The 25,208-nt window shown below is 72.8% G+C and carries 25 protein-coding genes; 15 read left to right on the top strand and 10 right to left on the bottom strand.

Annotation, left to right across the window (positions count from 1 at the left end):
* Positions 1 to 242: 242 nt before the first annotated feature.
* From ppdK to ACGFSC_RS20375, 5 genes are all read right to left on the bottom strand, one after another.
* On the bottom strand, positions 243 to 2,951 hold the full coding sequence (gene ppdK / locus ACGFSC_RS20395) for a pyruvate, phosphate dikinase (RefSeq protein WP_359902941.1): 2,709 nt from the start codon (positions 2,949 to 2,951) through the stop codon (positions 243 to 245).
* Between the two features lie 564 nt (positions 2,952 to 3,515).
* Positions 3,516 to 4,685 carry a tRNA dihydrouridine synthase DusB gene (dusB, locus tag ACGFSC_RS20390; protein WP_359902944.1) on the bottom strand — a complete coding sequence of 390 codons (1,170 nt, stop codon included), beginning with the start codon at positions 4,683 to 4,685 and terminating at the stop codon, positions 3,516 to 3,518.
* A 98-nt stretch (positions 4,686 to 4,783) separates the two neighbouring features.
* On the bottom strand, positions 4,784 to 5,641 hold the full coding sequence (locus ACGFSC_RS20385; RefSeq protein WP_359902947.1) for a DUF4097 family beta strand repeat-containing protein: 858 nt from the start codon (positions 5,639 to 5,641) through the stop codon (positions 4,784 to 4,786).
* A 2-nt stretch (positions 5,642 to 5,643) separates the two neighbouring features.
* Positions 5,644 to 6,288, bottom strand: a complete 645-nt coding sequence (locus tag ACGFSC_RS20380) for a response regulator transcription factor (protein ID WP_359902950.1) — start codon at positions 6,286 to 6,288, stop codon at positions 5,644 to 5,646.
* The gene (locus ACGFSC_RS20375; protein ID WP_359902953.1) at positions 6,276 to 7,490 is read right to left on the bottom strand and encodes a histidine kinase; all 1,215 of its coding nucleotides are present in this window, start codon (positions 7,488 to 7,490) and stop codon (positions 6,276 to 6,278) included. Before ACGFSC_RS20375 ends, ACGFSC_RS20380 begins: the two co-directional genes overlap by 13 nt.
* 136 nt (positions 7,491 to 7,626) lie before the next feature.
* Between ACGFSC_RS20375 and ACGFSC_RS20370 the strand changes: the two genes are divergently transcribed.
* Together ACGFSC_RS20370 and ACGFSC_RS20365 are read left to right on the top strand one after the other, a co-directional pair.
* Positions 7,627 to 8,109: a hypothetical protein gene (locus ACGFSC_RS20370; RefSeq protein WP_359902956.1), complete on the top strand. Its 483-nt coding sequence runs from the start codon at positions 7,627 to 7,629 to the stop codon at positions 8,107 to 8,109.
* The gene (locus ACGFSC_RS20365) at positions 8,106 to 8,495 is read left to right on the top strand and encodes a hypothetical protein (protein WP_359902959.1); all 390 of its coding nucleotides are present in this window, start codon (positions 8,106 to 8,108) and stop codon (positions 8,493 to 8,495) included. The genes ACGFSC_RS20370 and ACGFSC_RS20365 overlap by 4 nt, the downstream gene beginning before the upstream one ends.
* Here ACGFSC_RS20365 and ACGFSC_RS20360 read toward each other — a convergent pair.
* Complete coding sequence (locus ACGFSC_RS20360; protein WP_359902961.1) at positions 8,492 to 9,376, bottom strand: helix-turn-helix transcriptional regulator; 885 nt, start codon at positions 9,374 to 9,376, stop codon at positions 8,492 to 8,494. The genes ACGFSC_RS20365 and ACGFSC_RS20360 overlap by 4 nt on opposite strands.
* Before the next feature lie 102 nt (positions 9,377 to 9,478).
* Here ACGFSC_RS20360 and ACGFSC_RS20355 point away from each other — a divergent pair, with 102 nt between their 5' ends.
* Positions 9,479 to 10,981 carry an MFS transporter gene (locus ACGFSC_RS20355; protein WP_359902963.1) on the top strand — a complete coding sequence of 501 codons (1,503 nt, stop codon included), beginning with the start codon at positions 9,479 to 9,481 and terminating at the stop codon, positions 10,979 to 10,981.
* A gap of 185 nt (positions 10,982 to 11,166) precedes the next feature.
* Positions 11,167 to 11,400, top strand: coding sequence for a hypothetical protein (locus tag ACGFSC_RS20350; RefSeq protein WP_359902966.1), 234 nt, complete (start codon positions 11,167 to 11,169; stop codon positions 11,398 to 11,400).
* Positions 11,401 to 11,423: 23 nt separating this feature from the next.
* Here ACGFSC_RS20350 and ACGFSC_RS20345 read toward each other — a convergent pair whose 3' ends face one another.
* Both ACGFSC_RS20345 and ACGFSC_RS20340 read right to left on the bottom strand, forming a co-directional pair.
* Positions 11,424 to 12,536 (bottom strand): serine hydrolase domain-containing protein, encoded by a 1,113-nt coding sequence (locus tag ACGFSC_RS20345; protein ID WP_359903092.1) that lies wholly within the window; start codon positions 12,534 to 12,536, stop codon positions 11,424 to 11,426.
* A gap of 138 nt (positions 12,537 to 12,674) precedes the next feature.
* Positions 12,675 to 13,121: an Lrp/AsnC family transcriptional regulator gene (locus ACGFSC_RS20340; protein WP_359902968.1), complete on the bottom strand. Its 447-nt coding sequence runs from the start codon at positions 13,119 to 13,121 to the stop codon at positions 12,675 to 12,677.
* A gap of 93 nt (positions 13,122 to 13,214) precedes the next feature.
* Here ACGFSC_RS20340 and ACGFSC_RS20335 point away from each other — a divergent pair, with 93 nt between their 5' ends.
* The 7 genes from ACGFSC_RS20335 (at position 13,215) to ACGFSC_RS20305 (ending at position 19,390) form a co-directional block, all read left to right on the top strand.
* On the top strand, positions 13,215 to 14,024 hold the full coding sequence (locus ACGFSC_RS20335; protein WP_359902971.1) for an LLM class flavin-dependent oxidoreductase: 810 nt from the start codon (positions 13,215 to 13,217) through the stop codon (positions 14,022 to 14,024).
* The gene (locus ACGFSC_RS20330) at positions 14,021 to 14,458 is read left to right on the top strand and encodes a nucleoside deaminase (RefSeq protein WP_359902974.1); all 438 of its coding nucleotides are present in this window, start codon (positions 14,021 to 14,023) and stop codon (positions 14,456 to 14,458) included. The genes ACGFSC_RS20335 and ACGFSC_RS20330 overlap by 4 nt, the downstream gene beginning before the upstream one ends.
* A gap of 183 nt (positions 14,459 to 14,641) precedes the next feature.
* A complete protein-coding gene (locus tag ACGFSC_RS20325; protein WP_359902977.1) occupies positions 14,642 to 15,211 on the top strand; it encodes a DUF6939 family protein in 570 nt (189 codons plus the stop codon).
* 87 nt (positions 15,212 to 15,298) lie between these two features.
* Positions 15,299 to 16,408 (top strand): beta-eliminating lyase-related protein, encoded by a 1,110-nt coding sequence (locus ACGFSC_RS20320; protein WP_359902979.1) that lies wholly within the window; start codon positions 15,299 to 15,301, stop codon positions 16,406 to 16,408.
* A gap of 74 nt (positions 16,409 to 16,482) precedes the next feature.
* Positions 16,483 to 17,061: an NADAR family protein gene (locus ACGFSC_RS20315; protein WP_380348000.1), complete on the top strand. Its 579-nt coding sequence runs from the start codon at positions 16,483 to 16,485 to the stop codon at positions 17,059 to 17,061.
* On the top strand, positions 17,058 to 18,176 hold the full coding sequence (locus ACGFSC_RS20310; protein WP_359902982.1) for a hypothetical protein: 1,119 nt from the start codon (positions 17,058 to 17,060) through the stop codon (positions 18,174 to 18,176). Before ACGFSC_RS20315 ends, ACGFSC_RS20310 begins: the two co-directional genes overlap by 4 nt.
* A gap of 68 nt (positions 18,177 to 18,244) precedes the next feature.
* Entirely contained in the window at positions 18,245 to 19,390 is a 1,146-nt protein-coding gene (locus ACGFSC_RS20305) for a hypothetical protein (RefSeq protein WP_359902985.1), read from the top strand.
* 94 nt (positions 19,391 to 19,484) lie between these two features.
* On the opposite strand, the gene ACGFSC_RS20300 is transcribed toward ACGFSC_RS20305, so the two are convergent.
* Positions 19,485 to 20,867 (bottom strand): glycine--tRNA ligase, encoded by a 1,383-nt coding sequence (locus ACGFSC_RS20300; RefSeq protein WP_359902988.1) that lies wholly within the window; start codon positions 20,865 to 20,867, stop codon positions 19,485 to 19,487.
* A gap of 191 nt (positions 20,868 to 21,058) precedes the next feature.
* Between ACGFSC_RS20300 and ACGFSC_RS20295 the strand changes: the two genes are divergently transcribed.
* The 4 genes from ACGFSC_RS20295 to ACGFSC_RS20280 are packed head-to-tail and all read left to right on the top strand — an operon-like array spanning position 21,059 to position 24,265.
* Positions 21,059 to 22,114: a metal ABC transporter substrate-binding protein gene (locus tag ACGFSC_RS20295; protein WP_380630669.1), complete on the top strand. Its 1,056-nt coding sequence runs from the start codon at positions 21,059 to 21,061 to the stop codon at positions 22,112 to 22,114.
* 14 nt (positions 22,115 to 22,128) lie between these two features.
* Positions 22,129 to 22,893 (top strand): metal ABC transporter ATP-binding protein, encoded by a 765-nt coding sequence (locus ACGFSC_RS20290; RefSeq protein ID WP_359902991.1) that lies wholly within the window; start codon positions 22,129 to 22,131, stop codon positions 22,891 to 22,893.
* Positions 22,890 to 23,819 (top strand): metal ABC transporter permease, encoded by a 930-nt coding sequence (locus ACGFSC_RS20285; RefSeq protein WP_359902994.1) that lies wholly within the window; start codon positions 22,890 to 22,892, stop codon positions 23,817 to 23,819. The genes ACGFSC_RS20290 and ACGFSC_RS20285 overlap by 4 nt, the downstream gene beginning before the upstream one ends.
* Positions 23,820 to 23,854: 35 nt before the next feature.
* A complete protein-coding gene (locus ACGFSC_RS20280) occupies positions 23,855 to 24,265 on the top strand; it encodes a Fur family transcriptional regulator (RefSeq protein ID WP_189918013.1) in 411 nt (136 codons plus the stop codon).
* 107 nt (positions 24,266 to 24,372) lie between these two features.
* Here ACGFSC_RS20280 and ACGFSC_RS20275 read toward each other — a convergent pair whose 3' ends face one another.
* Entirely contained in the window at positions 24,373 to 25,206 is an 834-nt protein-coding gene (locus ACGFSC_RS20275) for an isoprenyl transferase (RefSeq protein WP_359902997.1), read from the bottom strand.
* Positions 25,207 to 25,208 lie beyond the last annotated feature (2 nt).

The following is a 25,208-nucleotide window of genomic DNA, read 5'->3' as shown; positions in this document are numbered from 1 at the left end:
GTCGGGGGGGGGGGGGGGGGGGGCCGCGGGGGGGCCCCCGCCCCGGGCCCCCCCCCCCCCCGGGGGGGGGGGGGGGGCCGCCGCCCGGGGGGGGGGGGGGGGGGCCGGGCGGCGGTGGCCCCCCCCCCCCCGGCCGTGTCACGTACGCCGGTTCTCCTGCGCCGAGCTCCGGTGTACGCCCTCCCGACGGGAGGGAGAGCGGTCAGTCGTACCCGCGCGTGCGGAGGGGATGCCTACCCTCCTCAGCGCGAGTCGCTGCCCGCCGTCTCGATGGCGGCGCGGCCGGCCTCCAGGCGCGCCACCGGGATCCGGAAGGGGGAGCAGGAGACGTAGTCCAGCCCCACCTCGTGGAAGAAGTGGACCGAGTCCGGGTCGCCGCCGTGCTCGCCGCAGACGCCGAGCTTGAGGTCGGGGCGGGTGGCCCGGCCGGCCTCGACGGCGTGCTTGACCAGCGAGCCGACGCCGTCGCGGTCGATGGTCTCGAACGGGGAGACCCCGAAGATGCCCTTCTCCAGGTAGGCGGTGAAGAACGAGGCCTCCACGTCGTCCCGGGAGAAGCCCCAGACCGTCTGGGTCAGGTCGTTGGTGCCGAAGGAGAAGAACTCGGCGGCCTCGGCGATCTGCCCGGCGGTCACCGCGGCGCGCGGCAGCTCGATCATGGTGCCGAGCTTGATGTCCAGCTGGACTCCGGTGGACCGGGCGACCTCGGCGAGCACCCGCTCGCACTCGTCGCGGACCAGCTCCAGCTCCTGGACGGTGCCGACCAGCGGGATCATCACCTCGGGACGCGGGTCCGCCCCGGCCAGCTTGCGCTCGGCGGCGGCCTCGGCGATGGCCCGGACCTGCATGCCGAACAGGCCGGGGATGACCAGGCCGAGGCGCACACCGCGCAGGCCGAGCATCGGGTTCTGCTCGTGCAGCTTGTGCACCGCCTGGAGCAGGCGCAGGTCGTTCTCGTTCGGGTCCTTGCGGGCCTCGGCGAGGGCGACGCGCACCGACAGCTCGGTGATGTCCGGCAGGAACTCGTGCAGCGGCGGGTCGAGCAGGCGGACGGTGACGGGCAGGCCGTCCATCGCCTGGAAGAGCTCCAGGAAGTCGCCCTTCTGCAGCGGCAGCAGGGTGGAGAGCGCGGCCTCGCGGTCCTTGTCGTTGTCCGCCAGGATCAGGTGCTCGACCTCCTTGCGGCGCTCCTCGCCGAGGAACATGTGCTCGGTGCGGCACAGGCCGATGCCCTGGGCGCCGTAGCGGCGGGCGCGCGAGCCGTCCTCGGCGTTGTCGGCGTTGGCGCGCACCGCGAGGCGGCGGCGGCCGTCGGCGTGGGACATCAGCCGGTGCACGGCCTGGACCAGACCGCCCTGGACGTCGGCGCCGGCGTGCAGGGTGCCCTCGAAGTACTCCACCACCGCGGAGGGGAGCACGGGTACCTCGCCGAGGTAGACCTTGCCGGTCGCGCCGTCGATCGAGACGACGTCGCCCTCCTCCAGCACCAGGCCGTCGGCGGTGGTCATCCGGCGGCGCTTGGTGTCGACCTCCAGCTCCTCGGCGCCGCAGACACAGGTCTTGCCCATGCCGCGGGCGACGACGGCGGCGTGCGAGGTCTTGCCGCCGCGCGAGGTGAGGATGCCCTCTGCGGCGATCATGCCGTCCAGGTCGTCCGGGTTGGTCTCGCGGCGGACCAGGATGACCTTCTCGCCGGAGCGGGACCACTTGACGGCGGTGTACGAGTCGAAGACGACCTTGCCGATCGCGGCGCCGGGCGAGGCGGCCAGGCCCCTGGCGATCTGCTGCGACTCGGAGTCGGGGGCGAAGCGGGGGAACATCAGCTGCGAGAGCTGGCCGCCGGTGACCCGCATCAGGGCCTCGTCCAGGTCGATCAGGCCCTGGTCGACGAGCTGGACGGCGATCCGGAAGGCGGCCGCGGCGGTGCGCTTGCCCACGCGGGTCTGCAGCATCCAGAGCTTGCCGCGCTCGATGGTGAACTCGATGTCGCAGAGGTCGCGGTAGTGGTTCTCGAGCTTCTGCATGATCGCCATCAGCTCGTCGTACGACTTCTTGTCGAGCTTCTCCAGCTCGGAGAGCGGCAGGGTGTTGCGGATGCCGGCGACGACGTCCTCGCCCTGGGCGTTGGACAGGTAGTCGCCGTAGACGCCCTGGGTGCCGGTGGAGGGGTCGCGGGTGAAGGCGACGCCGGTGCCGGAGTCCTCGCCGAGGTTGCCGAAGACCATGCTGCAGACGTTGACCGCGGTGCCCAGGTCGTTCGGGATGCGCTCCTGGCGGCGGTACAGCCGGGCGCGGTCGCCGTTCCAGGAGTGGAAGACGGCGTGGATCGCGAGGTCCATCTGCTCGCGCGGGTCCTGCGGGAAGGCCCGGCCGGTCTCGCGCTCGACGATGCCCTTGAACACCTCGACCAGGCCCCGGAGGTCGGCGGCGTCCAGGTCCAGGTCGTTGACGGTGCCCTTGGCGTGCTTGGCCTCGTCCAGGGCCTCCTCGAACAGCTCGCCGTCGACGCCCAGCACGGTCTTGCCGAACATCTGGACCAGGCGGCGGTAGGAGTCCCAGGCGAAGCGCTCGTTGCCGGACTGGGCGACGAGGCCGGCCACCGAGACGTCGGAGAGGCCGATGTTGAGGACGGTGTCCATCATGCCGGGCATGGAGAACTTCGCGCCGGAGCGCACCGAGACCAGGAGGGGGTTGTCGGCCTGGCCGAGCTTCTTGCCCATCCGCTCTTCGAGGGCGTCCAGGTGGGCGCTGATCTCCTCGTGCAGGGAGGACGGCTCGCTGCCGGTCTCCAGGAAGACCTTGCAGGCCTCGGTGGTGATGGTGAACCCCGGAGGGACGGGGAGGCCCAGGTTGGTCATCTCGGCCAGGTTCGCGCCCTTGCCGCCGAGAAGGTCCTTGAGGTCCTTGTTTCCTTCGGTGAAGGAGTAAACAAACTTCTGCTGGGACGGCACGGGTCGGTCTCCTCGTACGCGGTTGCCCTGACGCCGGAGAACATACCCATTTCGAAGGCACTTCTCTGCCCTGAATAGGCCACCCGAGGCTGGTACCCAGCGGTAACCCGCTAGATCGAAAGCACATAAAGGCGTTCACCTCTGTTGGTGAAATCGTCCGCCTGACGCGAGCAAGCGTTCAATTCTTGAACACAAGCAAACCCGAAGATCGCACGATCCGGACGCACGGTAGCGACCGCGGGTCGATGGCGTTGCCCCGGCTTGATTTCCTGCACCCGGATCGCCCGATCACCGGTCGACCGACTTCGGGAAGCGATCCACAGCCGACCTGTCCATTTCGTCCACTGACCGGCCGTCAGCCCCCACCGCATGTGGCAAGCGTCACCAGCGCATCTCACGGGTCGAACGTAGAGCGACTCCGCCGATCGTCGCACACCGTCCAGAAATGTGCTCCCTCCGTGACATTCGGACGACGAAAAGGAGCCCTCTTGTCCAGGATGGACAAGAGGGCTGGGACCTAGTGGCAGTCGGCCCCATCGGGCCGTTTTTGCCGGTCCGTACAGATCATCCGCCAGAGGTGTCCGATTCGGCGTCCACACCCGGTCGGGCGCAGTCGTACGGATCGTCCAACCAGCCCTCCGGCAGGACCACCCGGTTGTTGCCGCTGGTCCGTCCGCGCGGGCCGTCCGCACCGTCCGGCCAGCCCTGGGACTGCTCCACCTGGGAGAGGGTTTCGGCCAGTTCGGCCAACGAGGAGGAGCCGGCCAGCTTCACCCGCAGCTCCGAGCCGACCGAGAAGCCCTTGGTGTACCAGGCGACGTGCTTGCGGAAGTCGACCACGCCGCGCGCCTCGTCGCCCAGCCACTCGCCGAGCAGCTGCGCGTGCCGCACCATCGCCGCGGCCACGTAGCCGAAGTCGGGGCGGGCGTAGTCCACGTCGCCCTCGAAGATCGCGACCAGGTCCCTGAACAGCCACGGCCGGCCCAGGCAGCCCCGGCCCACCACCACGCCGTCGCAGCCGGTCTCGCGCATCATCCGCAGCGCGTCGTCGGCCGACCAGATGTCCCCGTTGCCCAGCACCGGGATGTGCGCCGGGACGGACTCGCGCAGCCGGGCGATCGCCGACCAGTCGGCCGTCCCGCCGTAGTGCTGGGCGGCGGTGCGCCCGTGCAGGGCGATCGCCGCCACGCCCTCCTCCGCGCCGATCCGGCCGGCGTCCAGGTAGGTGAGGTGGTCGTCGTCGATGCCCTTGCGCATCTTCATGGTCACCGGCAGGTCGCCGGCGTTGGCGACGGCCTCGCGCAGGATCTCGCGCAGCAGGTTGCGCTTGTACGGCAGCGCCGAGCCGCCGCCCTTGCGGGTGACCTTGGGGACGGGGCAGCCGAAGTTGAGGTCGATGTGGTCGGCCAGGCCCTCGTCGGAGATCATCCGGGCGGCCTTGCCGACGGTCACCGGGTCCACCCCGTACAGCTGGATGGAGCGCGGCTTCTCGCTCGGGTCGAACTTGATCAGCTGCATGGTCTTGGCGTTGCGCTCGACCAGCGCCCGGGTGGTGATCATCTCCGAGACGTACAGGCCCCGGCCGCCGCTCTGCTCACGGCACAGGGTGCGGAACGGCGCGTTGGTGATGCCGGCCATCGGCGCCAGCACGACGGGCGGCCACACCCGGATCGGGCCGATGTCGAGCGGCGCGAACTCGGTGTCGGACGCGGTGGGTGCGGGCGTGGCTGTCATGCGCGGCTGACCTCGGGTGATGGGGACGGGACTCTCCATTGTCCCCCACCCGTCCGCCGCCCGGGTGAGCGGCCGCCGCCCGCTCCGAGGCGCTCCCGCTACGGAGCCGACGGCGGCACCGACGGCGCCGCGGACTGCGCGGGCTCCGCCGGGTCCGCCGGGTCCGCGGGCTCCGGCGGCTCCGAGCTCGCCGGGACGACGGTGATCGACCCGGAGGTGACCGCGGCGTGCAGCCGGTTCGGACTCGACGAGTCCGCCAGCCCCGTGTCGATCCGGCCGCTGCCGCTGCCGATCTCACTGGAGACGGCGTACCGGCTGTCCTTCGGCACGGTCAGCTCCACCGAGCCGGAGGTGGCCGTGGCGTCCACCTCGCGCGGGGCCTTCGCGAAGCCCAGCTGCACGGAACCCGAGCCGACCCGCGCCGTCACCCGCCGGGTGCTCAGGTTGGTGCCCCGCACCTGACCGGAGGTGGCGTGCGCGGACACGTTCCCGGAGGTGTCGAACAGCAGCAGCTGGCCGGAGGTCAGCTCCATCCGCACGTCCCCGCTCAGCCCCTCCACCTGGACGGAGCCGGAGCCCACCGAGCCGGACACCTCGGTCGCCGCCGGCACCTCCAGTTCGATCTCGGCGCCGCAGCCGACGTCCACGAACGGCAGGACCAGCCGACAGTGCATCCCGACCGTCAGCACGTCGCCGTCGAAGACGGTGGACACCACCGGTTTGCGCACCAGCCAGTCCAGGCTCTGCCGGACCACCACGTGGCCCTCCCGGCCGGCCCGCACCTTGACCGAGGCGTTGCCGGTCTCCAACTGGAGCCGGTGGATCGCCACGTCGTACGGCCGGCTGGTGCTGGTCCGCTGCTGCACCGCCATCGACCAGGTCTGCAGTCCGGCCCCGATCATGACCAGCACGATCACGACCGTCCCGGCGGCCCGCCAGCGCTTCGCCCCCTTCACCGCTACCCGACCTCCAGGAAGCGCAGCACCGCCATCACCCGGCGGTGGCTGTCCGCGACCGGCGGCAGGTCGAGCTTGGTGAAGATCGAGTTGATGTGCTTGGCCACCGCGCTGTCGCTGACCACCAGCGAGCCCGCGATCGCGGCGTTGGAACGGCCCTCCGCCATCAGGGCGAGCACGTCGCGCTCGCGCGGGGTCAGCTTCTCCAGCGGGTCCCGGTGGCGGCGCACCAGCAGCTGGGCGACCACCTCCGGGTCCAGCGCGGTACCGCCCTCGGCGACCCGCTGGAGCGCGTCCACGAAGTCGTCGACATTGGCCACCCGCTGCTTGAGCAGGTAGCCGACGCCGCTGGTGTTCGTCGCCAGCAGGTCCGCGGCGTAGCGCTCCTCCACGAACTGGGAGAGCAGCAGGACGGCGGTGTCCGGCCACTGCCGGCGGATCACCATCGCCGCCTTCACCCCCTCGTCGCTGAAGCCCGGGGGCATCCGGACGTCGGCCACCACCACCTTCGGGCGATGCTCCTCGACGGCGGCCAGCAGTTCGGTGGCGTCCCCGACGGCGGCCACGACCTCGAAGCCCACCGCCTCCAGGACCTTGACCAGGCCGACCCTCAGCAGGACCGAGTCCTCGGCGATCACAGCACGCACGGCAACTCCACGGTGATGGTGGTGGGGCCCCCGAGGGGGCTGAGAACGGACAGCGTGCCGTCGACCGAGGCGGCGCGCTTGCGCAGACCGGTGAGCCCGGTGCCGCGCGAGGCGTCCGCGCCGCCGACGCCGTCGTCGCTGATGACCAGCCGCAGCCGGCCGCCGACCGTCCGCACCGAGAGGTCGACCCGGTGGGCCCTGGCGTGCTTGGCCACGTTGGTGAGCGCCTCGGAGACGGTGAAGTAGGCGACCGCCTCCACGGTCGGGGCGACCTGCTCGGAGAGTGCCACGTCCAGGCGCACCGGCAGCGGGGCGCGGGCGGCGATGCCGGACAGCGCCGCGTCCAGACCGCGGTCCTCCAGGACGGCCGGGTGCAGGCCCCGGACCAGGTCACGCAGCTCGTCGATGGCCGCCTGGGCCTCCTCGTGCGCGTCGACGATCACCTGCATCACCTCGGGCGGCACGTCCTTGAGGGTGCGCCGGGCCAGGCCCAGGTTCATCGCGAGGGAGGTGAGCCGCTGCTGGGCGCCGTCGTGCAGGTCCCGCTCGATCCGGCGGCGCTCGGCGTCCACCGCGTCGACCAGCCCGGCCCGGCTCTCGGCGATCTCCTCGACCCGCCGCTCCAGCGCCTCCGTCCGGTCCGGGCCGAGCAGCCGCCGGGCCACCCACACCTCCAGCCGGGCCAGCTGGGTGCCCGCCGGCGGGAGGACCGCCAGCAGCAGCAACCCGCCGAGGGTGAGCAGGACGTCCTCCCCGGCCAGGCCGGAGCGCACCGCCGTGCCGGCGGGCAGCAGCCACATCCAGCCGTACACGGTGGCCAGCACCACGGCGGCCGCCCAGGCGTACAGCACCGCCAACGCGCCCGCCGCCAGCAGCGGACCGGCCACCAAGTGGTGGAGGGCCTGGCGCCAGGTCATCCCCAGCAGCCAGGCCCGACGCCCCGTCGGCGGGCGCAGCGGCGGCACCTCCACCCCGTGCAGGGCGCGCAGCCGGCCGCGCTGGAGGGCGGTCAGCGGGCGGGCGCAGAGCAGGACGGCGGCGAGCACCGGGAAGAGCAGCGTCGACTCGGTGACGGCCAGCCAGACCGGCAGCGCCATGGGTATTCCGGCGGCGGTGAAGCGGACGTCCCGCCAGACCTCGGGCGACCACGGTGGGCGCCGGAGGCTCCTGACGAGCGCTCGGCGCAACGTGGTGGAGGACATGCCGAACAGCGTAGGGCCCGGTGATCACGGGCCGCCATGAAGGGGGGTTCCGGGTGGGGGGTGTAGCTGGATACACCCCCGATTCGGTGTGGAGCACCACCGACAGGACCGGGGTCCCGGCGGAAAGCTTGAGGTCATGACGAGCACCGCATCGCACTCCGCCACTGCGCCGAACGGGCGGCCCGGCCCCGGAGGTGCCTCCGCAGCCCCGGAGGGGGCGCTGCCGGCCGGGGCCGGGCCCTGGTCGGTCCGCAGCGCCGGGTCCGGCCGCGGCCGGGCCGCGCTGGAGCTGTACCAGTACGGGGAGTTGACCGACGTCCTGGTCGCCGCCCGGCTCACCCCGCACCTGCTGCGCGGGGCCCGGCACTGCCCGTCCACCGGGCGGAACCGGCACGTGCTGGCCTGGGGCCGGCTGGCGGCCGACGGCGCCGCGCCCGCGGTGGTGTTCACCGGGCGGCGGCCGTTCCGCCGGGCGCGGTCGACGGCCGAGGTGGCCGTGGTGGCCGACCGGTTCTGGATCGCCTGGGCCGAGGGCCCGTTCGACGCGGTGCGGGTCGAGCACTCGGCGGGCGGGACGGCCGAGCGGCTGCCGCTGGAGCGGGTGCGGGGCATCGCATGAGTACCGCCGTCCTCTCCGTCCGCCCCACCTCCTCGTACGCCCCGCCCGCGCGCCTCGGCCGGCTCCCGGTCATGGCCGCGGTCGCGCTGCTGCCCTGGCTGGCGGTCCTCGCCGTCTGCCACGAGACCCCCTGGGTCGTGCTCGACCTCACCGAGTTCGCCGCCCTGCTCTCGCTGGACGCGCTGCTGCGCCGGCGCAGCCCCGCCGCGCTCTGGGCCGGCGCGGCGGTGGCCCTGCTGCTCGCCGGGGACGCCCTGGCCGACATCGCCTGCGCCGGGCCGGGCCTCCCGGTGCTCGCCGCGCTGGTCATGGCCACCTGCATCGAACTGCCGCTCGCCGTGGTGTGCCTGTGGCTCGGCCGGGACGCGGCGCTGCGGACCGCCTAGGGCGTCGGCAGCTCGTCCATCAGCGCGCGGGTCCCGTCGTCCAGCGGGGTGTACGTGATCATCCGTGTCCCCAGCTGCGGACTGAGCCAGAAGTTGGTGTACTCGCAGCGCAACAGCCCGACCCCGGGCACCTGGAACCGCTTGATCCCGTTGCCCGGCCGCATCACGTCGTGCCGCTGCCAGAGCTCCGCGAAGTCCGGCGAGGCCTTGAGCACCCGGGCCACCAGCGCCTTCCAGGCCGGCTCCGAGCTGTGGTCGGCCATCGCCGAGCGGAACCGGGCCACCATGCCGAGGCGCTCGGTGCGGTAGTCGATCAGCACGTCGCGGAACTGCGAGGGCGTGAACGCCATCCACATCAGGTTCCGGTCCTCCGGAGCCAGCCGGTCGAGGTCACCGACGATCGCGGTGTACTGGGCGTTGTGCGCCAGCACGTCGTAGCGGGAGTTGAGCACCACCGCCGGGTACGGCGCCAGCCGCTCCAGCAGCAGCCGCACGCTCGGGGTCACCGAGGGGCACTCCCGCACCGGCACCGGGTCGTCCGTGCCGGCCAGGGTGAACAGGTGGGCCCGCTCGCTCGGGTCCAGCAGCAGCGCCCGGGCCACCGAGTCCAGCACCTGGGCGGACACCTGGATGTCCCGCCCCTGCTCCAACCACGTGTACCAGGTCACCCCGACCGCGGCGAGCTGCGCGACCTCCTCCCGGCGCAGCCCCGGCGTCCTGCGGCGCCCGGTCATCGGCAGGCCCACCTGCTCGGGCGTCAGGCGCTCGCGGCGGCTGCGCAGGAACGCGGCCAGCTCGTGCCGGCGGGCTTCGTCGGGAGTGGCCGGGCGCGGACCGGCCGAACCGGTACGGGCTTGCGCGGGAGGTGTGGCGAGGCTCATGCTCCCCAGCATGCGACAGCCGTCAACCTGTTGCCAGGTACTTCTTATACCCGGATAACCACACTCTGGTACCAGGGTACGACCCGGCGGATCGTAGGACCCGTGACCCGACAACTCGCCGCCGCCCCCGCATCGAGCCGCACCGCCACCACCCCCGGCACCGCAGCCGCCCGTACCTCCGCCCCGGGACCGGCCGGCCCCGCCACCGCTCCCACCGGCCCCGCCGCCACCCTCGGCACCGCCGGGCTGGTCACCGTCCTGCTCGGCGCCTTCCTGCCGATGCTCGACTTCTTCATCGTCAACGTCGCCCTGCCCACCATCGACCACGACCTGGCCGCCGGGCCCGCCGTCCTCGAACTGGTCGCCGCCGGCTACGGCATCGCCTTCGCCGTGCTGCTCGTCCTCGGCGGACGCCTCGGCGACAACTACGGCCGCCGCCGGCTCTTCGTCGTCGGCGCCGTCGCCTTCGCCCTCACCTCACTGGCCTGCGGCCTCGCCCCCGGCGCGTGGTCCCTGGTCGCCGCCCGGGCCGCCCAGGGCGCCTCGGCCGCACTGCTGATCCCGCAGGTGCTCGGCACCATCACCGCCGCCACCGAGGGCGCCCGGCGCGGCCGCGCGCTCAGCGTCTACGGCGCGGTCGGCGGGATCTCGGTGGTGATCGGGCAGGTGCTCGGCGGCATGCTGGTCGCCGCCGACCTGTTCGGCACCGGCTGGCGCTCGGTGTTCCTGCTGAACGTGCCGTTCGCCCTGCTCGCCGTGGTGCTCGCGGTCCGCTACGTCCCGGAGAACAGGGCCGCCACGGCCGCCCGGGTCGACGTCCCCGGCACCGTCCTGCTCACCGCCACGCTGCTCTCCCTGCTCATCCCGCTGATGGAGGGCCGTGCCGCCGGCTGGCCGCTCTGGTCCTGGGTGCTGCTGGCCCTGTTCCCCGTCCTCGCCGTCGCCTTCGGCACCGTCGAACGCCGCGCCGAGCGGCGCGGGGACACCCCGCTGGTGCCGCCGTCCCTGCTGCGCATCCCGGAGATGCGGCGCGGCCTCGGCATCGCGCTCCCCTACTTCGCGGGCTTCGGCGGCTTCATGTTCGTCATCGCGGTCGCCCTCCAGCAGGGCCTCGGGCTCGGCCCGGTCGCGGCCGGCTGGGCGCTCGTCCCGATGGCCGTCGGCTACTTCTGCGCCTCGCTGGCCGGCCCGCGGCTGATCGGCCGCTGGGGCAGCCGGGTGCTCAGCGCCGGCGCCGTCGTCCAGGCCACCGGCCTCGCCACCCTCGCCCTGACCGTCCTGGCCGACTGGTCGCACTTCTCGCCACTGCGGATGGCCCCGGGCGTCGCCCTCGCCGGCATCGGGCAGGGCTTGATCGGCACCCCGCTGTTCCGGGTCGTCCTCTCCAAGGTGCCCGCCGCCCGGGCCGGCGTCGGCAGCGGCGTCCTCGCCACCGGGCAGCAGTCCAGCCTCGCCCTCGGCGTCGCCACCCTCGGCACCCTCTACCTCTCCCTCTCCCCCGTCCTCGGCATGGACCGCGCCCTCGCCCTGTGCCTGGGCATCCAGCTCCTCGGCTCCTTCACCATCCTCCACCTGACCACCCGCCTCCCCCGCTCCATCGGCTGAACCCCGGCCCGCGGGGCCGGCGAGCGCGTCGCGATCACCCGGAGCGGTCGGCCGATCGCCGCCCCCGCGCCGCCCGCGCCCGGTGTTCCGCACAGCCGTACGGCGACTTCGGACGATTCGAGTGCGACCGCCGAACGCCCATGAGATAAAAGTCAGACGCACTCGAACCGGGGGAAGATGACGTCATGGCTCTCGTCCTGGTGTTCCTGCTCGTGCTCGTCGGCACGGTCGTCGGTGCCACGCTCTACCTGGTGCTCCGGGAACGCGCTCGCCGGCACCAGTTCGACGACGCCGAGGGCCTGCTGATCGAACAGCAGCGGACCGCCCAGGCCACGCGCATGCGGGCGACGTACTCCAGCATCTCGGTCCACCACGGCACCGGCGTGATCGGCGACGAGGGGAACCACTACCGCTCCTGACGGCTCGCGGCCCGGCGGCCGGCTCAGCGGCACAGGGCGGCGTCCACCACGTCCTCCAGGTGCCGGGTGACGGCGTAGTCGGCCGGAACGGTGGTCACCGCGATGTTCACGGCGCGCCCGTCGTCGGTGGCGCCGCCCCGGGTCTCGTAGCCCGGAATGTCGCCGCCGTGCCCCCAGTAGACCCCGCCGCAGGAGAGCGGCCGGCTGAAGACGCCCAGCCCGGAGCCCATGCCGCTGTCCCCGACCGGGACGGTGGCGCGCATCTGGGCGAGCTGGGCGGCGGGCAGCAGGCGGTCCGGGACCAGCAGTTCGGTGAAGAAGCGGTCGAGGTCCGCGTTGGTGGAGATCATCTGCCCGGCCGCCCAGCCCGCCGACGGGTCCAGCTCGGTGAAGTCGGTCAGCGGCCCGTCGGCGGAGTCCTTGCGGTACCCCTTGGGGTGGGCTTCCCGGATGGTCCGGTCGCCGGCGGCCGGGAAGTAGGTGTGCCGCAGCCCGATGCGCCGGACGATCCGCCGGTCGATCTCCTCGGCGAGCGGCCGGCCGGTCACCCGCTGGACGATCAGGCCGGCCAGCACGTAGTTGGTGCTGCTGTAGCCGAACTTCTCCCCGGGCGCGGAGACGGACTTCTGCCCGAGGGCGAGGTCCAGCAGCTCGCGGGGCTCGAAGTACCGGTGCCGGAGGGAGGCTTCGTCCAGCAGCCCCTCGTAGTCGGGCAGGCCGCTGGTGTGCTGGAGGAGCTGCCGGACGGTGATGCCGCGCCCGTCCCCGCCCTCGCCGCGGACCAGGCCGGGGAGGTAGGTGTCGACGAAGGCGTCGAGGTCGACCTTCCCCTCCCCCACCAGCTGGAGCACGGCGACGGCGGTGAAGGTCTTGGTGTTGCTGCCGATCCGCACCTGCCCGCCGACGGGGACCTTCGCGCCGGTGGCCAGGTCCCCCACCCCTGCCGTGTAGTCGCGGGTCCGGCCCCGCCCGTCCCGGACGGTCGCGAGCGCGGCGGGCACCCCGTCCGTCCGCACCAGCGCGTTCAGGCCCTGCTGCACGACGTCCGGCGGGGCAGCGGCGGACGCGGCCGACGCCGCGGGCGGTGTCAGCGCCCCGACGGCCGCGGCGGTCGAGAGGGCGAGGGCGAGTGCCATGTGGCGGACACGCGAAGGACGCACGGGTCAACTCCTGTGGGATCGTGGGGATCGGGAACAGCTCCCGGTCACGATCGCCAGTCTGGCCGCGCGGCGGACGGCCGGCCTCCCCCGATCGAGGGAGCACCTCCGCAGGCGTCAGGGCCGGCCGGGTCCCCGCAGGGGCAGTGTCCGGCTGTAGACGACGCTCGTGGTGGTGCTGCCGAAGCCGGCCAGTTCGTCCACCAGGGTTTCCAGGTGTTCCATGGACGTCGCCGCCACCTTCAGGGTGTAGCAGTCGTCGCCGGTGGTGCGCAGGCACTCCAGGATCTCCCGCCGCTCGTCGAGCAGCCGCCGCAGCGGCTCGTGCCGGTTGCCCGGGTACTTCAGCCGGACGACGGCGAGCACCGGGTAGCCGACCTTCGCCAGGTCCACCGTCGCGCGGTAGCCGGTGATGACGCCCAGCGACTCCAGGTTCCGCACCCGTTCGGTGGTCGCCGACGCGCTCAGCGACACCCGCCGTCCCAGCTCGCTGAGCGAGATGCGGGCCTCCCGTTGCAGCTGCTCGATGATCGCCCAGTCGGTGTCGTCAAGATTCACGGCCATGACGCGAATCTACCGGGAGAACCACGGCGATCCGCCGGTCACAGCGGGAGAACCCCGTTCCGTCCGCCATGATCGCGGGGATAGCCTCGAAGCATGCAACTTGGCGTCAACGTACCGAACTTCGGCCCGGGAACCGACCCCGGCGTGCTGCGCGAGTGGGCCCGGACCGCGGAGGGCCTCGGCTTCGACCTCCTCATGGTGTCGGACCACGTGGCGGTGACCCCGGACGTCGCCGAGCGGTACCCGGAACCCTTCTACGAGCCCTTCACCACGCTGTCCTGGCTCGCCGGAGTCGCCCCGAACCTGCGGCTGGGCACGACCGTGCTGATCCTGCCCTACCGGAACCCGCTGCTGGTGGCGCGGATGACGGACACCCTCGACCGGCTCAGCGGCGGCCGGTTCGTCCTCGGCGTGGGAGTCGGCTGGGCCCGCCGGGAGTTCGCCGCCCTCGGCGTGCCGTTCGGCGAGCGCGGCAGACTGACCGACGAGTACCTGGGCACCCTGCGCGACGCCCGGGCCGAGGAGCCCGACCGCCGGTCGGTACCGGTCTGGGTCGGCGGCCACAGCGAGGCCGCGCTCCGGCGGGCACGCCGGTTCGGCGACGCCTGGCACCCGCTGCGGCTGTCCCTCGCCCGGATGCGGTCGATCCTGGCCGAGCACCCGATGCCGGGGTTCGCGCCCCGCATCGCCCTGCGGCCGACCGGCACGCCGGTCGACGACCCCGAGCGGCCCGCCGGCGTCGGCACCGTCGACCAGATCCTCGACGACCTCCGCCACCTGCGCGATCTCGGCGCGGAGACCGTCGTCCTCGACCCCTACCACGGCGATCCGGAGGAAACCCGTCGCCCGCAGCGGGCCTGGCAGGACCTCACCACCGTGGCCACCCGGTGGAGGGCCGTGTGATCACCGACGCCGACCGGGCCCTGCTCCGCCGCGCCCTCGCCATCGCCGCCCACGCGATCACCCTGGGCGACGCCCCCTACGGCTCCCTGCTCGCCGGCCCGGACGGCGGGATCCTCGCCGAGGCCCACAACACCGTACGGCGCGACGACGACATCACGGCCCACCCCGAACTGAAGCTCGCCCGCTGGGCCGCCCGCGAACTGGCCCCCGGCACCGCCGCGCGCACCACGATGTACACCAGCTGCCAGCCCTGCGGCATGTGCGAAGGAGGCATCCTCCGCTCCGGCCTCGGCCGGGTCGTGTACGCGCTCTCCACGGCGCAACTCGTCGAGCTCAACCCCGACTCGGGCGCCTGGAGGCCGGTACCGACGGACGGCCCGGCCCTGCCCGACGAGGCCCGGGCCCCGATCACGGCCTACTACGGTCCGCGCTGAGCAAGAGCACCACCGGCAGGGTGAACACCGAGATCGCCACTCCGACGAGCCCCCGGGCACTCGCAGGCACCGCCGTGGTCTCCCCTCCCGGCCGACATGCACGCACGTTCAACCCAACAGGGCGAGTGTCAGTGGCATCGGGAAAGCTCGGCGGATCACGTCACCGACCGGAGGGAACCACCGATGCCGATCCACGTCGCGAGCCGCCGCCGCACGACGGCCTCGCTGACCGCCGCCTTCCCCGGCGCGGAGATCATCGACGTCACCTCCAGGGCGCCGGACCCGTGGGTCCGGCTGAGCCCGTTCCATCCGCACGGCGGCATCCCGGTCCCCTGGAGCGACGGCGTGACCAGCGAGTCCGTGGAAGGCGTCTGGCAGGCCCTCAAGGTCTTCCGGGACGCCGACGTCGACCCCGCGAAGCTGCGCGTCACCTCGATGAAGGGCCTCAAGCGGACGGTACGCCGGTACGGCCCCGTCCAGGGCCACCGGACCGGCCTGCACGGCGACCGGCTCCTGCCCTACGAGACGGCCCGCCGCCGCGTCTACCTCCCGGCCTACCGCTGGGTCCTCGAACACCGCGTCGCCGATCTGGTCGAGCGGCTCCGGGAGAAGGACGAGGTCGTGCTCCTGGACTACACCACCAACGGCGACGTCGCCGACCCCACCAGCCCGCTCTCCCACGCCGCGCTCATCCGGCTCCACCTGGAGGACCGTTGGCCCGACGAGGACGACACGGACGGGCAGCCCCGATAGCCCCGGCCCGGACCGCCTCTCCGGCGCCCGACCCGTCCTGGGGAAAAGCAGTTGGTCCGACCGCGCCACGAGTTCGACAATCGTCGGATGACCGATGACCAGAGCGCGGTCCAGCGGCGCCGCGCGGCCCGCATGACCTGCAAGCGCTTCCTCTCCGGCGACCGCGTCCTCAGCATCCGCGAGCGCCTCGCCCAACTCTCCGCCCTGGACGGCCTGGACGTCCCCCACGACTTCTACGGCAGCGACGGGCCCGTGCGGCAGCTGGAGGAACGGACCGCCGCACTGCTCGGGAAGGAGGACGCGGTCTTCTTCCCCACCGGGACGATGGCCCAGCAGGTGGCCCTGCGCCACCACGCCGAGCGCACCGGCAACACGGCGGTGGCCCTGCATCCGCTCAGCCACATCGAGCGGCACGAGCGGCACGCCTACACCCAGCTCACCGGCCTGCGCGGCCTCTGGCCCACCACCGAGCAGCGCCAGCCGACGCCCGGCGAACTCGCCGCGCTGGGCGAGCCGTTCGGCACCCTGACGGTCGAACTCCCGCTGCGCGACCCCGGCTACCTGCTCCCCGACTGGGACGAGCTGACCGCCCTCGTCGCCGCCGCCCGCGAGGCCGGCGCCCGGGTGCACTTCGACGGCGCCCGGCTCTGGAACACCACGGCCCACTTCGGCAAGCGGCTCGACGAGATCGCCGCCCTCGCCGACAGCGTCTACGTCTCCTACTACAAGGACCTCGGCGGGATCAGCGGGGCCGCCCTCGCCGGCGATGCCGCCCTCGTCTCCTACGCCCGCACCTGGCGCCACCGCTACGGCGGCCAGCTCTCCCAGCAGTGGCCGGCCGCCATCGCCGCCCTCCACGGCCTGGACACCGCCCTGCCGCGCATCCCCGGCCTGATCCGCCACGCCGCGTCCACCCTCACCCCGGCCCTGGCCGCGCTCCCCGGCGCCCGCCTGTATCCCGAGGTGCCGCCCACCCACGAGTACCAACTCTGGCTCCCGCACCCGGCCGAGGCCCTGAACGCCGCCCACCTGGCCCTGGCCGAGCAGGAGGGCGTCTGGTTCGTCCCGCACTGGGAGGACGCCGCCCCCGGCCTCGCCGTGGCCGAGGTCAGCCTCGGCGAGCCGGCGCAGGCGTGGACGGCGGAGGAGGTGACGGAGGTCGGGCTGCGCTTCCTGGAGCTGGCGATCAGGGGCTGACGGCGGGGATCCCGCGAGGAGCGCCGCGGTCGAACGGGTTCGCGGCCACCACCCCTTTGTGTCAGACTGACGATATGAGCGAGATGCACGTGGGGGACCTGGCCGCCGTCCGCAGCCGCGAGGAGCTGACCGCGCTGATGGCCGACGGGCTGCGGCCGAAGTGGGTGATGTTCTGGGGGCACACCGAGCGCAAGGGCGGTGGCACCCGACAGGAGTGCCTGAGCCAGTGGTGGCCCGGCGAGTTCACCGTCGACGGGCTCACCTACACCTCCGCCGAGCACTGGATGATGGCCGGCAAGGCCCGGATGTTCGGTGACGAGGAGATCGCACGGCGGGTGCTCGCGGCCCGGACCCCCGCCGAGGCGAAGAAGCTGGGGCGGCTGGTCAAGGACTTCGACGAGAAGGTCTGGACGGCCGGCCGGTTCGAGCTGGTGGTGGCGGGCAACGTCGCGAAGTTCGGACAGGACGAGGCGCTGCGCGACTACCTCCTGGGCACGGGCGACCGGGTGCTGGTCGAGGCCAGCCCGCTGGACCGGATCTGGGGCATCGGGCTCGCCGCCGACGACATCCGGGCCCAACAGCCCGCCGAGTGGCGCGGGTTGAACCTGCTCGGCTTCGCCCTGATGGAGGCGCGGGCGCGGTTGGCCGCATGAGCGCGATCGCTGCGCTGCTGGACGGGACGGTGGTGGCCTCGGCCGCCGCCGCCCTGCTCCTGGCGCCGGGGGTGTTGCGGCGGAAGGCCCGGCCCCCGCGGCGAGAAGGGACGTACGGGCCGGAGCCGCTGCTGGCGGCCGTCGTCGTGCTGATCCACCTCAACCAGGTGCTCGTCGCGGTCTACGTGAACCGGGTGCACCACGGGGACGTCTCCTTCATCGCCCGCCACCTGCCGCCCGGCTGGTTCGACGTGCCCCGCCTGGACTTCCTCGCCGCCCGCTTCCCGGCCCCGGAGCTCCTGGCGCCGTCGGTGCTCCGGGTGCAGGCGTTCCTCGAACTGCCGCTGGTGCTGCTGGCGTTCGTCGCCGTCGTCCGGCGGCTGGACCGCGCGCTGTACGTCCGGCTGGCCCGCTCGCCGTTGATCCCGCTCGCCGCCGTCTCGTACACGGTGGCGTTCTGCGCGGTGGAGTGGGACCTGCGGAACCCGTACACCGTGGACGACCTCGTCCTGCGGGTGCTCGCGGCCTGCCTCACACCGCCGCTGATCGCCCGGCTGGCCCGACGCGAACCCGAAGCGGACGCCGAGCCCGCCCGCGGCCCGTTCCGCTTCGCGCTCGACCTGTGGGCGTACGGCCAGCTGATGCTGGTGCTGTACGACACCGCGCTGCTCTACAACCTCGCCCGGCTCGGGGACCATCTCCCGTCCGCCGCGGCCGCGTTGGCGGTGCTCGTCGCCACCCGTACCCTTCCGCGCCGGATTCCGCGCGGGCGGCCCGGCCCGTACACCGCCGCGCTCTCCGGGACGGTCGGCCGGGCACTGGCGCTGTTCCTCGTCCCCGCCCTGTCGATCCGCTACGCGCAGTCCTTCGGCACGCCCGAACTCTCCGCCCTGGCCGGGCTCCTGGTGATCGGGGCGGCGGTCCGCCGGGACGCGCTGCTCCTCCTGCCGCCCGCGCTCGTGGGCGCGCTGGTCGGATACGCCGTCGCGGTGCTCGCTCCCGGCCCGTACTACGAGGCGACCCTCCTCCGGAGCGCGACCGGCGCACTCCTCGCAACGACCGCCGTCTGCGCGCTCCTTGACACCACTCGGACACGACTGGTCGTGCACTCTTAACTCCCACGCCACATACTGACGCCAGGATGTCACACAGTCAGGGTGCAGATGGACAGGTTGGGGCGATCATGCGCATGCGGCCGACGGCACAATCCGCAGGCCAGCGGCCGGAAGGCGAGCAACAGGCCGAGGAACTCCGCGCAGAACTGGACGAGTTACTCCGCGCGAGCCGCTACGCGGGCCAACGTGAACGGCGCCTGAACGAGGCGATCGGGGCCACCCCGGGCCGCCAGCGGCCGGACGGGGAGCTGCTGCGCCAGCTCGCCCAGGCCCGCACGCTCCGCGAGGGACTGGGCGCCCGCTGCCTCCAACTCAGCGACCAGCTGGAGGCGTTGGAGAGCCGGATCAGACAGCGGCAGCAGCCACCGCCGCCACCGCCGCACCAACAGGCACCGGCCCATCAGCGGCCCGCACAGCAGCCACCGCGACAGCAGCAGCCACCTCAGCAGCAGCCGCCGGCGCCCGCCCGCCCCGACCTCGGCGCTCTCACCGAGCGGATCACCGCCCTCCACCGGGCCGGCTCCCTCGCCGAGGCCACCGGGGTGATAGACGCGGCCGCCGCCCGTCTCACCCCCTCCGACGCCGCGCTGCTGGTCGGCATGCTGGCCAGGTACGGTCCGACCGGCGGCTCGCTCCTCCTCGCCCGCAGCATCGCCCGGTCCGCACCCGACCATTCCGTCACCGTGCTCGCCGAGTTGCGCGAACTGGGCCTGGCCGAGGAGGCGGCCGAGGTGTTCCACGCCTTCTGGGGCTACCCGGCCGCCTCCGTCCCCGGCCTGCTCTCCGCGCTGGACCGGGCCGGGCTGGCCGCCGACAGCGCGACGCTGCTCTGGGAGTGGGGGTCCGCGCCGATGCCCGAGCTGACCTCCCTGGCCGCCTGCCTCCAGCAGCACGGCCGGTCCGCCGACGTCAGGACCCTGCTGCGGCAGGCCGCGGGCCGCTCCACCGCCGACCTCGCCGACCTCGCGGCCGGGCTGCCGCCGGCGCTCGCCGCCCTCCTGCTGAGCGAACTGGCCGTCCTGCGCCCGCCCGCCGAGGTGGTCCGGCTGGCCGCCGCCCTGGACGGCGCCGGCAGTTCCGGGCTCTACGCGCAGCTGCTGGCCGCGCTGCTAGCCGACGAGGCCCGCCACCGCACCACGCTCGCGGCCCTGCGCACCGCCGGCCTCCCGACCCGCCCGCCCACGGCCCCGCGCTCGCGCTGGGGACGGCGGTAGCGGCGGCCGCACGCGGCCCCCTGCCCCGGACAGCAAGGAGCCCCCGTCCGCCCCACCAGGGCGGACGAGGGCTCCCGGGCCGTGCCGGAGGCTGCTAGCAGCCGATCAGCCGCGCGCCCAGGTACGCCTTGACCTGGTCCAGCGAGACGCGCTCCTGCGACATGGTGTCGCGGTCGCGGACGGTCACCGCGTTGTCCTCAAGGGTGTCGAAGTCGACGGTGACGCAGAACGGCGTGCCGATCTCGTCCTGGCGGCGGTAGCGCTTGCCGATGGCGCCGGCGTCGTCGAACTCGACGTTCCACGCGGTGCGCAGGTCGGCGGCCAGGCCGCGGGCCTTCGGGGACAGCTCGGCGTTGCGCGACAGCGGCAGGACGGCGACCTTGACCGGGGCCAGGCGCGGGTCGAGCCGCATGCCGACGCGCTTCTCCATGACGCCCTTGGCGTTCGGCGCCTCGTCCTCGAAGTAGGCGTCGATCAGGAAGGCCAGCATGGCGCGGTTGAGGCCGGCCGCCGGCTCGATGACGTACGGGAAGTACCGCTCGCCGGACTCCTGGTCGAAGTACTTCAGGTCCTGGCCGGAGGCCTCGCTGTGCACCCGCAGGTCGTAGTCGGTGCGGTTGGCGACGCCCTCCAGCTCGGAGAACTCGGAGCCGCCGAAGTTGAAGCGGTACTCGATGTCCACCGTGCGCTTGGCGTAGTGGGAGAGCTTCTCCTTCGGGTGCTCGAAGAAGCGCATGTTCTCGGTGCGCAGGCCGAGGCCGACGTACCAGTCCCAGCGCTGCTGGAGCCAGTACTCGTGCCACTGCTCGTCCTCGCCCGGCTTGACGAAGAACTCCATCTCCATCTGCTCGAACTCGCGGGTGCGGAAGATGAAGTTGCCGGGGGTGATCTCGTTGCGGAAGCTCTTGCCCGTCTGGGCGATGCCGAACGGCGGCTTCTTGCGCGAAGTGGTCTGGACGGCCTTGAAGTTGGTGAAGATGCCCTGGGCGGTCTCCGGGCGCAGGAACGCCAGGCCGCTCGCCTCCTCGGTGACACCGAGGTGGGTCTTCAGCATGCCCGAGAAGTCCTTGGGCTCGGTGAACTGGCCCTTGGTGCCGCAGTCGGGGCAGTTGACGTCCTGGAGACCGTTCGGCGGCGGGAAGCCGTGCTTGGCCTCGTACTTCTCCTCCAGGTGGTCGGCCCGGTGGCGCTTGTGGCAGGAGAGGCACTCGGTCAGCGGGTCGTTGAAGGTGGCGACGTGACCGGAGGCCTCCCACACCTCGCGGGCGAGGATCACCGACGAGTCGAGTCCGACGACGTCCTCACGGGCCTGGACCATCGCGCGCCACCACTGGCGCTTGATGTTCTCCTTGAGCTCGACACCCAGCGGCCCGTAGTCCCAGGCGGCACGCGTGCCGCCGTAGATCTCGCTGCAGGGGTAGACGAAGCCACGGCGCTTGCTCAGGCTGACGATCGTGTCGATCTTGTCGGCGGCCACAGTGCTCTCTTCAGTACGTACGGCACGGTCAGGGCACGGCTGGTTGCGCGTACCCGAATACCTCAGGTTACCGGCCATACGGGTACGTGATTCAAATCGGTATCGTCCGGCCGCCCCCACCCTCCGTCACCTTCCGTTCACCCGCCCGAGTGATTTGACAATCATTTCCATTTGAGATGAGAATGATTGTCATGATGATCGGACTGCCTCGACTCGGACTGTCTCGCCGGACCCGCCGCTCCATGGCGCTCGGCACCACCGCCCTCGCCGCCACCCTCGTCCTCACCGCCTGCGGAGGCAGCAGCAGCGCCGACAGCGGCACGGGCAAGCTGAAGGTCGTCGCCTCCTTCTACCCGATGGAGTACCTGGCCCAGCAGATCGGCAAGGAGCACGTCGCGGTCACCGACCTGACCGCCGCCGGCGTCGAGCCGCACGACCTGGAGCTCACCGCCAAGCAGGTCGGCACGGTCCAGAAGGCCGACGCGATCATCTACCTCAAGGGCCTCCAGCCCACCGTCGACCAGGCCGTCGCGCAGTCGTCCAGCAAGCACAAGATCGACGCCACCGCCGCCAGCCCGCTGGTCGACCACCACCTCGACGAGGACACCGGGGACGCCGACCACGGCGGCGACGGCCACGGGACCGACGGCCACAAGCACGAGGACCCGGCCGGCGACCCGCACATCTGGCTCGACCCGACCCGCTACGCGGCGATCGCCAAGAGCGTCGGCGACGAGTTCGCCAAGGCCGACCCGGCCCACGCCGAGGACTACCGGAAGAACACCGACGAGCTGGTCACCAGGCTCACCGCGCTCGACCAGGAGTTCCGGGACGGGCTGAAGGACGCCAGCACCCGTACCTTCGTCACCAGCCACGCCGCGTTCGGCTACCTCGCCGACCACTACGGCCTCACCCAGGTCGCCATCAACGGCGTCGACCCGGAGTCCGAGCCCACCCCGGCCCGCCTCGCCGCGGTGCAGAAGGCCGCCAAGGACAACGGCGTCTCCACCGTCTTCTTCGAGACCCTGGTCAGCCCCAAGCTCGCCGAGACCGTCGCCAAGGACCTCGGCCTCAGGACCGCCGTCCTGGATCCGCTGGAGGGCGTCAAGGACCCGTCCAAGGACGACTACCTGACCGTGATGAAGCAGAACCTGGCCAACCTCCGGGCCGCCCTCGGCGCCCCGGCCGGCACCGCCCCGGCCGCCCCCGCCGGGACCGACGCCGCCACCCCCGCCCCCGCGAACTGACGGGACCGAGCACCATGACCGACCCGATACCCCCGGCCGTCCGCCTCCGTGACGCCGTCGCCTCGCGCGGCGGCCGGCCGGTGCTGCGCGGCGTCGACCTCACCGTCCGGCCCGGAGAGGTCGTCGCCCTGCTGGGCGCCAACGGCTCCGGCAAGTCGACCACCGTCAAGGCCGTGATCGGCTCCGTCCCGCTGGAGCACGGCACCCTGGAGCTGTTCGGCATCCCGTTCCGCTCCTTCCGCGCCTGGCACCGGATCGGGTACGTCCCGCAGCGCACCACCGCCGCCTCCGGCGTCCCCGCCACCGTGCGGGAGGTGGTCTCCACCGGACGGCTGCCGCAGCACCGGCTGCTGCCCTTCCGCCGCAAGGACCGCGAGGCGGTGGACCGCGCGCTGGCCGCCGTCGGCATGCTGGAGCGGGCCTCGGACGGCGTGGCCGACCTGTCCGGCGGCCAGCAGCAGCGGGTGCTGATCGCCCGCGCCCTGGTCGGCTCCCCCGACCTGCTGATCATGGACGAGCCGATGGCCGGCGTCGACGCCGCCAGCCAGCAGGTGCTCGCCGACACCCTGCGCACCGAGGTCGGCCGCGGCGCCTCCGTCCTCCTCGTGCTGCACGAACTCGGACCGCTGGAACCGCTGATCGACCGCGCCGTGGTGCTGCGGGACGGCTGCGTCGCCCACGACGGCCCGCCCGTGCCCAACACCGGCCTGCACGCGCTGCCCGGCCACGACCACGTCCACCCGCACGCCGACCTGACCCCGCCGAGGCTGCTCGCATGACCGAGATGCTGTCCTACGACTTCATGCAGCGGGCCCTGCTCGCCGCCGTCCTGGTCGGGATCACCGCCCCGGCCGTCGGCATCTACCTGGTGCAGCGCCGCCAGGCCCTGATGGGCGACGGCATGGGCCACGTCGCGATGACCGGCGTCGGCCTCGGCTTCATCTTCCAGACCAGCCCGGTCTGGATGGCCGTGCTGGTCTGCGTGCTCGGCGCCGTCACCATGGAGCTGGTCCGCTCGCGCGGCAACCAGCGCGGCGACATCGCCCTCGCGATGCTCTTCTACGGCGGCATGGCCTGCGGCAAGCTGCTGGTCTCGATGTCCGCCCAGGCCGGGGCCGGCTCGCTGGAGAGCTACCTGTGGGGCTCGATCCTCACCGTCGCCCCCGCGGACCTGGCCACCATCGCGGTGCTCGGCGCGGTGGTCATCGCGGTCACCGTCGGCCTGCGCCGCCAGCTCTTCGCGATCTGCCAGGACGAGGACTTCGCCCGGGTCACCGGCGTGCCGGTGCGCACCCTCAACCTGCTGCTCGCGGTGATGGCCGCGGTCACCGTCACGGTCGCCATGCGGGTGGTCGGGCTGCTGCTGGTCAGCGCGCTGATGGTGGTCCCGGTGGTCGCCGCCCAGCAGCTCACCCGCTCCTTCGCCGCCACCCAGGCCGCCTCGATCGCGCTCGGCGTGGTCGTCTCGCTGGCCGGCGTCACGGGCTCCTACCAGCTCGACGTGCCCTCCGGCCCGGCCATCGTGCTGCTCGCCATCGCGGTCTTCGCGGTGTTCAGCCTGCTCGCCGCGCCACTGGCCCGGCGGCGCCACCGCGGCACGGGCGAGAACGGACCGAAGGTGTGCGACGTCGAACTGCCGGGGCAGGCCGTCTCCGGGCCGTCCGGCACGACCACCCCTGAGCGGCGGGCCGGGCTGGCACAATGATGTGCGAGACGCCCACGACCCCAGGAGGACCCACGGTGACCACCGCAGGCCCGTCGCCGCGCGCCCGCTCGACCCGGCAGCGTGCCGCCGTCTCGGCAGCCCTGGACGAGATCGCGGACTTCCGCAGCGCGCAGGAGCTCCACGACCTGCTCAAGCACCGCGGGGACTCCGTCGGTCTGACCACGGTCTACCGCACGCTCCAGTCGCTCGCGGACGCCGGTGAGGTGGACGTGCTGCGCACCGCCGACGGCGAGGCGGTCTACCGCCGGTGCAGCAGCGGGCACCACCACCACCTGGTCTGCCGGCACTGCGGCGCGACCGTCGAGGTGGAGGGGCCCGCGGTGGAGCGCTGGGCCAACTCGGTCGCCGCCGAGCACGGCTTCAGCGACATCGCGCACACCCTGGAGATCTTCGGGACCTGTGCGGAGTGCGCCAAGAAGGCCTGAGCCGCCGACACGAAGGAGAGGACCCGCCGGGCAGATCCCGGCGGGTCCTCTCCTTTTCGTCCGGTGCGGCCGTCGCGTCCGGCACGGCCCTCGGGACCGTACGCCCGTCAGCGCTGGGACGGCACCGGCGCGCCGACCTCGTTGGGGATCGCCCCGCCGAAGCGCCGGTCGCGCATCGCGTACTGCTCGCAGGCGCGCCACAGGTCACGGCGGTCGAAGTCCGGCCAGAGCACGTCCTGGAACACGAACTCGGCGTAAGCCGACTGCCAGAGAAGGAAGTTGGAGGTGCGCTGCTCGCCGCTGGGGCGCAGGAAGAGGTCCACGTCCGGCATGTCCGGGTGGTACATGTACTTGGCCAGGGTCTTCTCGTTGACCTTCTTCGGGTCGAGCTTCCCGGCCGCGACGTCCTGGGCGATCGCCTGAGCCGCGTCGGCGAGTTCGGCGCGGCCGCCGTAGTTGACGCACATGTAGAGCGTGACGGCGTCGTTGTCCTTGGTCTGCTCCTCGGCGACCTGGAGCTCCTGGACGACGCTCTTCCACAGCTTGGGCATCCGGCCCGCCCAGCGGATCCGCACGCCCATCGCGTCCATCTCGTCGCGGCGGCGGGCGATGACGTCCCGGTTGAAGTTCATCAGGAACTTCACCTCGTCGGGCGAGCGCTTCCAGTTCTCGGTGGAGAACGCGTACAGCGAGATGTTCTTGACGCCGAGCTCGATGGCGCCCTTGAGGACGTCCAGCACCACGGACTCGCCGACCTTGTGGCCCTCGGTGCGGGGCAGCCCGCGCTCCTTGGCCCAGCGGCCGTTGCCGTCCATCACGATCGCGACGTGCTCGGGGACCAGCTCGCCGGGGATCTTCGGGGGCTGTGCGCCGCTGGGGTGCGGGGTCGGGGGGACGTACGTCCGCTGCTTGCCGCCGCCGAAGAGCCGTCGCGCTGCCATGT

Origin of the sequence: Kitasatospora sp. NPDC048715 (assembly GCF_043198905.1) — a bacterium.
In the GTDB taxonomy this organism is placed as follows: Bacteria; Actinomycetota; Actinomycetes; order Streptomycetales; family Streptomycetaceae; genus Kitasatospora; species Kitasatospora lactacystinica.
Note: the sequence above shows the minus strand (reverse complement) of the source record. Positions and strands in the feature narration are given on the sequence as shown.